We start from the raw sequence: 7,798 nt of genomic DNA on the forward strand, positions 1-7,798 counted from the left end.
CGGTAGGCGAAGCGGAGGCCGAGCAGCGTCGCGACGGTGCGGGCGCCAAAGCGGCGGGCGGGTTTCATGGTGGCGGCGCGGTTCTGGTAGGTCTGCATCACGGGGTTTGTGCAGCCTCAGGCTGCCAAGGTTCCCTTTGGAATAGCTTTCACGAAGCTGAACATCTCACACCGGCAGGGTCAACCCGATGACAGCCACTCCGTTTTTCCTCACGAGTCCGCACTCCCGCGGAGACCGAAGGAGACAGCGCATGCGCAACCTTACCCGCACTTTTGCCGCCGTGGCCGCCCTGGGCCTGGCGGCGGGCGCCGCCATCTACACCCCGCCGGCCGCCGCGCGGGAAGTGGTCGTCATCCGCAACGCACCGCCGCCGCCCCGCTTTGAACGGGTGCCGCCGCCGCGCGCCGGCTATGTCTGGGCGCCGGGCTACTGGAACTGGTATGGCGGGCGCTACGTGTGGGTGGGTGGCCGCTGGGCGACCGCCCGTCCGGGCTATGTCTACCGTGGCCCGGGCTGGCGTCCGTACCGTGGCGGATACCACTACGAACGCGAGGTCTGGGTGCGTGACCCGCACTGGCACCGCTAAATTCTTAACATTTGCGTGCTGCGCCGCATCTACCAACTCGCGAATAACGGTTTAGACTACGCAGCTGACACGACATCTCGCCCCCTCCTTCAAGGTTGGGGCGATTTTTTTGGACGGTCATTTCCCCACCGGCAGCCCCGGCTGCCGGTACGCCCCTGAGGGGGGCGGGCTGCTAATCATGAAAACTGGAGTTTGCGTTCGATGATTTTCGAAACCATCGCCAACACGGGCCACGAAGAAGTCGTCTTCTGCCATAACAAGGACGCGGGCCTCAAGGCCATCATCGCGATCCACAACACCGTGCTTGGCCCGTCGCTGGGCGGCCTGCGTATGTGGCCGTACAAGTCCGAGCAGGACGCCGTGAACGACGTGCTGCGCCTGTCGCGCGGCATGACGTACAAGAACGCGGTGGCCGGCCTCAACCTCGGCGGCGGCAAGGCCGTGATCATAGGCGATCCCTCCAAGGACAAGTCCGAAGCGCTGTTCCGCGCCTTCGGCCGCTTCGTCAACTCGCTCAACGGCCGTTACATCACGGCGGAAGACGTGGGTATCGACGTGAACGACATGGAATATGTCTACCGCGAAACCGAATTCGTGACCGGCGTGCACCAGGTGCACGGTGGTTCGGGCGACCCGTCGCCGTTCACCGCGTTCGGCACGCTGCAGGGCCTTATGGCCGCGCTGCAGGCCAAGCACGGCAACGAAGACGTGGGCAAGTACAGCTACGCCGTTCAGGGCTGCGGCCACGTGGGCAGCGAGTTCATCAAGCTGCTCCGCGAGCAGGGCGCCAAGGTGTTCGTCACCGACATCAACAAGGGTGCCGTGCAGCGCTGCGTCGATGAGCTGGGCTGCGAAGCCGTGGGCCTCGACGAAATCTACGACGTCGACGCCGACGTCTACAGCCCGTGCGCCCTGGGTGGCACGGTCAACGAGCAGACGATCGACCGCATCAAGGCGAAGATCATCTGCGGCGCCGCGAACAACCAGCTGGCCACCGACGCAATCGGCGACGAGCTGGCCCGCCGTGGCGTGCTCTACGCACCGGACTACGCCGTGAACGCCGGCGGCGTCATGAACGTGTCGCTGGAAATCGACGGCTACAACCGCGAGCGCGCCATGCGCATGATGCGCACGATCTACTACAACGTCGGTCGCATCTTCGAAATCTCCGGCCGCGACAACATCCCGACCTACAAGGCCGCGGACCGCATGGCCGAAGAGCGCATCAGCGCCATCGGCAAGATCCGCCTGCCGCACATGGGCAACGGTGCACCCCGCTTCCAGGGCCGCATGCGCGGCCAGTAAGCGCTGCCCTGCCGGGTCGTGAACGAAGCCACCGGTTCGCCGGTGGCTTTTTTCTTGGCCGCGGGCATGGGGCCGGCGAGCTCTCGCACGGAAACGGCGCTGTAGAGCCGTGTTTGGGAATTGTGTACGACCCGCCCGACGAAGCGGCACCGGAATCCATCGATCCCGGTTGCCAGCGTCCGTGATCTGTTACACTTCGCCCGGCCCCGGGCTCTTGTAAGGCTTTGCCTTTACGAAGCTTTTGGGTGCATGGGGAAACTTCCGCCGCGTGGGCGGGACCACCAATCCAAGATCACGACCTTCGTCGCCCTGGCGGCGCTGCCAGGCTCTTGTCCCGTGTGGACAGCCAGGCGCGCGGTGGGGCTGAAATGGACTTACCGAGCTTATGAGCGCGATCCCAGCCGAAACCTTCACCCACGACGACATCCTGGCTCGCCTGCGATCGGTCCTGCACGAGACCTTCGAGATCGATCCGGCGAAGGTGACCCCTGACGCCAACCTGTTCACCGACCTGGAACTGGACAGCATCGACGCGATCGATCTCGCCATCCAGGTGCAGGACATGACCGGCACCCGCATCAAGCCCGAAGACTTCAAGAGCGTGCGTACCGTGGGCGACGTGGTCGCCACCGTGCAGCAGCTCGTTCTCGCGCGCTGAGGCGGCATGCTGGGCCCGGCCGGACCGCGCGCCAACGCGGATCGTCGTTTCGCGCCCTGCGCGGTCGTGCCCATCTACAACCATGGCCGCACCATCGCGGCCACGGCCAATGCGCTTGCCGCACACGGCCTGCCCGTCCTCATCGTGGACGATGGCTCCAACGATGAAACCCGCCGCATCCTCGACGACCTGGTCGCCGGGCGCGACGACCTGCGCCTGATCCGCCAGCCGCGTAACGGCGGCAAGGGCGTGGCGCTGTCCGCGGGGTTCCTGGCCGCCTACGAGGCCGGTTATACCCACGTGCTGCAGATCGATGCCGATGGCCAGCACGATACGGCCGATGTGCCGCGCTTCGTTGCCGAAGCGCAGGCCACGCCGGAAGCCATGGTCTGCGGCTGCCCGGTCTACGATGCCTCGATCCCGAAAGCGCGCTACTACGGGCGCTACCTCACGCATGCCTGCGTGTGGCTGGAAACACTCTCCTTCGACATCAAGGATTCGATGCTCGGGTACCGCCTCTACCCGCTGGCCGCGACATGCGAGGAAATGACCCGCAAGCCGTTCCCACCCCGCATGGATTTCGACACCGAGGTCGCCGTGCGCCTGTTCTGGCGCGGGGTGCCTGTGCGTAACGTCGCCACCCGGGTGATCTACCCGGAGAACGGCCTCTCCCATTTCCGCCTGTGGCGTGACAACGCCCGCATCACGGCCATGCATACCCGGCTCCTGCTGGGCATGCTGCCGCGCGCGCCGCGCCTGGTCCTTCGCAAGCTCACACGGAAATCCGCCTGATGCGCCACCTGATCGCCCTGTTCGCCCTGCTCTGCCTCGCCCCGCTCGCCCACGCCCAGGCGGCACCGCCGTCGGTCGACGAGATCCTGAACCACCTGGGCAAGCACCAGCAGGTGCGCGCCGAATTCACCCAGCGCCGCGAAAACCCGGATCTCGCTGAGCCACAGGTCAGCAAGGGCGACCTTCTATTCGTGGTCGGCAAGGGCATGGTCTGGCACACCCGCGAGCCGTTCGAAGACACCCTCGTGTTCACCTCGGGCGATGCGCGCCGGCTGAATGCCCAGGGCAAGCTCGAGCGCGTGCGTGACGGCAACCGCGGCGTCAGCCAGGTCTCCGGCATGCTGCAGGGCATGCTGGCCGGCAAGGCCGATGAAGCCGCGCGCCAGTTCACGATCACCGCCGAAGGCACGCTCGAACACTGGACCCTGCATTTCGTGCCGAAGCAGGCCCGCGTCGCACGCGTCCTCGCCGGCATCACCCTCCAGGGCGATGCCTTCCTCGAGGGCATCGACGTGAACCTTGCCAGTGGCGAGAAGACCGCGATCACCTTCGCCAACACGCGCGACGCCGGTGAACTGACCGAGCAGGAAGCCCAGGTACTCGGCATCAAATGAAGCGTTCGCCGACCACGCTCCGCGCGGCGGCGTTCGCCGTCGCGTCCCTGCTGGTGTGCGCGCTCGGCGCGTGGCTTCTGTTCGGCCGCGCCACGTCGCCACTGCAGACCGATCTCCTCGCGATGCTCCCGGCCACCGAACGCAACGCGACCGCGGAGGATGCGGTGGAGCGCCTGGCCCGTGCCAGCGGCGATCGCATGATCCTGCTCGTCGCCAACAAGGACGACGAAGCGGCGAAGGATGCCGCACGCGAGCTTGGCGCCGGCTTGTCGAAGGACAAGGTGTTCGCCCACGTCCTCGCCGAGCTGCCCCCGTTCGACATGGAGCAGCTGGTAAACCCCTTCCTGCCGTATCGCTTCCACCTGCTCACCCAGGATGACCGCGAGGCACTGGCCACGCCCGGGTTCGACGCGGTCTCGGCCCTGAAGCGCCGGTTGAACGAACCTTTCGGCGCTACGATCGGCCCGAAGCTTGGCGATGATCCGTTCGGCTGGCTGCAGCACTGGCTCGACCGGCAGCCCTGGAACCGCTCCACGCTGGTGCCGGAGGACGACCTGCTAACAGCGCATCGTGACGATGGCAGTTACGTGCTGGTCATTGCCACGCTGGACGGTTCGTCCTACGACGATAGCGTGCAGCGCCGCGCGATCGGCGCGCTGGAGCATGCCGAGCACGAGGTGCTCGCGAAGCATCCCGGCACGCGCATCCTGCGTACGGGCGCGATCTTCTACGCAGCGGCGGCGCGTGCCGGCGCCGAGCGCGACACGCATGTCGTCGGCATTACCTCGACCATCGGCATCGCCGTCCTGCTGCTGTTCGTCTTCCGCTCGATGCGGCCGCTGGCCATCGCCTTCCTCTCCACTGCGCTCGGCGTGATCGGCGCGGTGGTCGCTACGATCCTGGTCTTCGGCCAGCTCCACCTGCTCACCCTGGTGTTCGGTGCTGCGTTGCTCGGCGAGGCCGTCGACTATTCGATCCAGTACCTCTGCGCACGCGCGAACGCTGGCCCCGCCTGGGAACCCATGCGCGGCGTCCGCCAGGTCCGCCCCGCACTGCTGCTCGCCCTGGCGACCTCGTTGCTGGGTTATGCCCTGCTCGCCCTGGTGCCCTTCCCCGCGCTCCGGCAGATGGCGGTGTTCGCGATCGCGGGCATGGCGGTGGCCTGCGCCAGCGTGTTCTGGCTGCTGCCGGCGCTGCTGCGCAAGCCCGTGGTCGCGCCGCTCGCCACGCCGTTCGTCCGCGTGGCGCTGGCCTGGCAGCGCATCGCCTCCGGGCGTCGCGCGTTCGCGGTCATCGGCGTCCTCGCGCTGCTCGCCATCCCGGGCTGGGTGAAGCTGGGCCACGACGACGACATCCACCTGCTGATCTCGCCGCCTGCCTCGCTCGAAGCGCAGACCAACGAGATCCGCGATATCGCCGGTTTCGGCGGCGGCAGCCAGTTCTGGCTCGTCGAAGGCGATAGCACCGAGGCAGTGCTGCAGCATGAAGAAGCATTGACCGACCGGCTGACGAAGGAAGGCATCGCCTGGACGGGCGTGAGCGGGATGTTGCCTTCGCAGAAGCGCCAGGCTGAAAACCTTGCCGCCATCACCCACACCTTCTGTGGGAGCGCCCTTGCGCGCGATGGCTCCTGCGGAAACATGGATCGCGCGCAAGCGCGCTCCTACATGGTTGAGGCGGGGTTCAAGGCCGCGACGTCGGATGCGTTTGTCGCGGCGATGCCGGGCAAGGCGTTCACGCTGGAGGACTGGAAGAAAATTCCGGCTTACATGCCGTTCCAGTACCTGTGGATGGACAAGGGCAGCATCGTGGTGCCGCAGGGCGACGTCGACGTCGCACGGATGCGTGCCGCCGTAGAGGGCCTGCCCGGTGTATCCGTCATCGACAAGCCTGCCAGCATCTCCACGCTGTTTGGGGAATACCGTGGCTTCGCGAGCCTATGGCTTGGCGCCGCCATGCTGCTGGTCGCCGGCGCCTTCGCCTGGCGCTATGGGCCGCGCGGGGCGCTGCGCGTACTGCTGCCGCCGCTCGCCGGCATCGTGCTGAGCGTCGGCGCCCTCGGCTACCTGGGCCAGCCGCTCACGCTGTTCCACCTCATGGCGCTCATGCTGGTCCTGGGCGTGGGTGCGAACTACGCCGTATTCCTGCGCGAGGGCGAACCGCATTCCGCGCATACGCCCGGCGCCGCCTATGCGGGCGTGCTGCTTTCGGCCGTCACCGCCCTGCTCTCCTTCGGCCTGCTCGCCCTGAGCACGATGCCCGCCCTGCAACATTTCGGGCTCACCCTCTTGCTCGGGATCGGCTTCACCGCGCTCCTGGCACCGGTGAGCGCCCCCGCACCCGTAAAGAAGCACGCATGAACACGTCGGCAAACGCCATGGGAGGTCGCGCGATGAAACGCGTCGTCGTCACCGGAATCGGCGGCATTACGCCCCTGGGCCACGACTGGGCCACGATCGAGCCGCGCCTGCGCGCGTTCCGCAACGTCGTCCGCCGCATGGGCGAGTGGGATTACTTCGACGCGCTGAACGGCCGCCTGGGCGTACCCGTGGATGATTTCGCCCCGCCCCCGCACTGGTCGCGCAAGCAGATGCGCTCGATGGGCCGCGTGTCGCTCCTTGCGACCGCCGCCAGCGAACGCGCGCTCGCCGACGCCGGCCTGCTCGATGACGAACGCATCCGCGACGGGCGCATGGGTGTCGCTTACGGCTCGTCGGGCGGGAGCATCGAGCCCGCGCGCACCGTCGGGCGCATGCTCGAAACCGGATCCATGCAGGGCGTGACGGCCACCAGCTATATCCAGATGATGGCGCACACCACGGCAGTGAACGTGGGCGTGTTCTTCGAACTGAAGGGCCGCGTCATCACGACCTCCAGCGCGTGCACGTCCGGCAGCCAGGCGATTGGTTACGGCTTCGAAGCCATCCAGCAGGGCAAGCAGCAGCTGATGCTCTGTGGTGGCGCCGAAGAACTCTCCGGGCCGGGCGCGGCCGTGTTCGACACCCTGTTCGCGACGAGCACGCGCAACGACACCCCGGAACTCACGCCGCGCCCGTTCGATGGCAAGCGCGATGGCCTGGTCGTCGGCGAAGGCGCCGTTACCCTCGTGCTCGAGGAATACGAGCACGCGCTCGCCCGTGGCGCGCGCATCTACGCGGAGATCGTGGGCTTCGGAACCAACTCCGATGGTGCGCACATCACCCAGCCCACCCGTGAAACCATGGCCGCCGCCATGCGCATGGCGCTGGCCGATGCGGCGCTCGAACCCGCGGCTATCGGCTACATCAGCGCGCACGGCACCGCGACCGATCGCGGCGATGTGGCCGAAAGCCATGCGACGCATGACGTCATGGGCGGCAACGTGCCGATCAGCTCGATGAAGAGTTATGTGGGCCACACGCTCGGCGCGTGCGGTGCGCTCGAATCCTGGTGGGCGATCGAGATGATGCGCGGTGGCTGGTTCGCGCCGACGATCAACCTGGAGACGCCCGACGCGGAATGCGCCGCGCTGGATTACATCACCGGCGAAGGCCGTGAGATCCGCGCAAGCTACGTGATGAACAACAACTTCGCGTTCGGCGGCATCAATACCTCGCTGATCTTCAAGGCCCACGCCTGATGCGGCGTGTCGTCGTCACTGGCATGGGCGCCGTGTCCTGCCTGGGCCCGAGCCGGGCCGCCCTGTTCGACGGCCTGCGCGACGGCCGCGATGGGTTTCGCGACATGCCGGATTACGCGGCCCTGGGTATGCGCTGCCGAACCGCCGCGCCGGTGGACCTCGGCGCGCTGGAACCACCCCCGCGCAAGTTGCGCCGGTACCTGCCGCAGGCGGCGGAATACGCC

Annotated in this window: 8 protein-coding genes; all 8 read left to right on the forward strand. The window is 67.1% G+C overall.

The genetic code is table 11. From position 1 onward, the window contains the following. The first annotated feature begins 250 nt into the window (after positions 1-250). Positions 251-586 (forward strand): YXWGXW repeat-containing protein, encoded by a 336-nt coding sequence (locus ACTHLF_RS03815; protein ID WP_440325016.1) that lies wholly within the window; start codon positions 251-253, stop codon positions 584-586. 201 nt (positions 587-787) lie between these two features. Further along, entirely contained in the window at positions 788-1,891 is a 1,104-nt protein-coding gene (locus ACTHLF_RS03820; protein ID WP_440325017.1) for a Glu/Leu/Phe/Val dehydrogenase dimerization domain-containing protein, read from the forward strand. 385 nt (positions 1,892-2,276) lie between these two features. Beyond that, complete coding sequence (locus tag ACTHLF_RS03825) at positions 2,277-2,549, forward strand: acyl carrier protein (protein ID WP_440325018.1); 273 nt, start codon at positions 2,277-2,279, stop codon at positions 2,547-2,549. 6 nt (positions 2,550-2,555) lie between these two features. Then, positions 2,556-3,341, forward strand: a complete 786-nt coding sequence (locus tag ACTHLF_RS03830; protein ID WP_440325020.1) for a glycosyltransferase family 2 protein — start codon at positions 2,556-2,558, stop codon at positions 3,339-3,341. Then, a complete protein-coding gene (locus tag ACTHLF_RS03835) occupies positions 3,341-3,955 on the forward strand; it encodes a LolA family protein (RefSeq protein ID WP_440325022.1) in 615 nt (204 codons plus the stop codon). The genes ACTHLF_RS03830 and ACTHLF_RS03835 overlap by 1 nt, the downstream gene beginning before the upstream one ends. Beyond that, positions 3,952-6,315, forward strand: a complete 2,364-nt coding sequence (locus ACTHLF_RS03840; RefSeq protein WP_440325024.1) for an MMPL family transporter — start codon at positions 3,952-3,954, stop codon at positions 6,313-6,315. The genes ACTHLF_RS03835 and ACTHLF_RS03840 overlap by 4 nt, the downstream gene beginning before the upstream one ends. 32 nt (positions 6,316-6,347) lie before the next feature. Further along, positions 6,348-7,574, forward strand: a complete 1,227-nt coding sequence (locus ACTHLF_RS03845; RefSeq protein WP_440325028.1) for a beta-ketoacyl-ACP synthase — start codon at positions 6,348-6,350, stop codon at positions 7,572-7,574. Continuing rightward, a partial coding sequence (locus tag ACTHLF_RS03850; RefSeq protein WP_440325026.1) for a beta-ketoacyl synthase N-terminal-like domain-containing protein occupies positions 7,574-7,798 on the forward strand: 225 nt, incomplete at its 3' end. The genes ACTHLF_RS03845 and ACTHLF_RS03850, both read left to right, overlap by 1 nt.

The sequence above is a fragment of the Luteibacter sp. genome, assembly GCF_051958795.1.
In the GTDB taxonomy this organism is placed as follows: domain Bacteria; phylum Pseudomonadota; class Gammaproteobacteria; order Xanthomonadales; family Rhodanobacteraceae; genus Luteibacter.

Coding starts and splice junctions, on each gene's coding strand:
- ACTHLF_RS03830 (WP_440325020.1), top strand. CDS start 2,556: ATGCTGGGCCCGGCCGGACCGCGCGCCAACGCGGATCGTCGTTTCGCG.
- ACTHLF_RS03845 (WP_440325028.1), top strand. CDS start 6,348: ATGAAACGCGTCGTCGTCACCGGAATCGGCGGCATTACGCCCCTGGGC.
- ACTHLF_RS03835 (WP_440325022.1), top strand. CDS start 3,341: ATGCGCCACCTGATCGCCCTGTTCGCCCTGCTCTGCCTCGCCCCGCTC.
- ACTHLF_RS03840 (WP_440325024.1), top strand. CDS start 3,952: ATGAAGCGTTCGCCGACCACGCTCCGCGCGGCGGCGTTCGCCGTCGCG.
- ACTHLF_RS03825 (WP_440325018.1), top strand. CDS start 2,277: ATGAGCGCGATCCCAGCCGAAACCTTCACCCACGACGACATCCTGGCT.
- ACTHLF_RS03815 (WP_440325016.1), top strand. CDS start 251: ATGCGCAACCTTACCCGCACTTTTGCCGCCGTGGCCGCCCTGGGCCTG.
- ACTHLF_RS03820 (WP_440325017.1), top strand. CDS start 788: ATGATTTTCGAAACCATCGCCAACACGGGCCACGAAGAAGTCGTCTTC.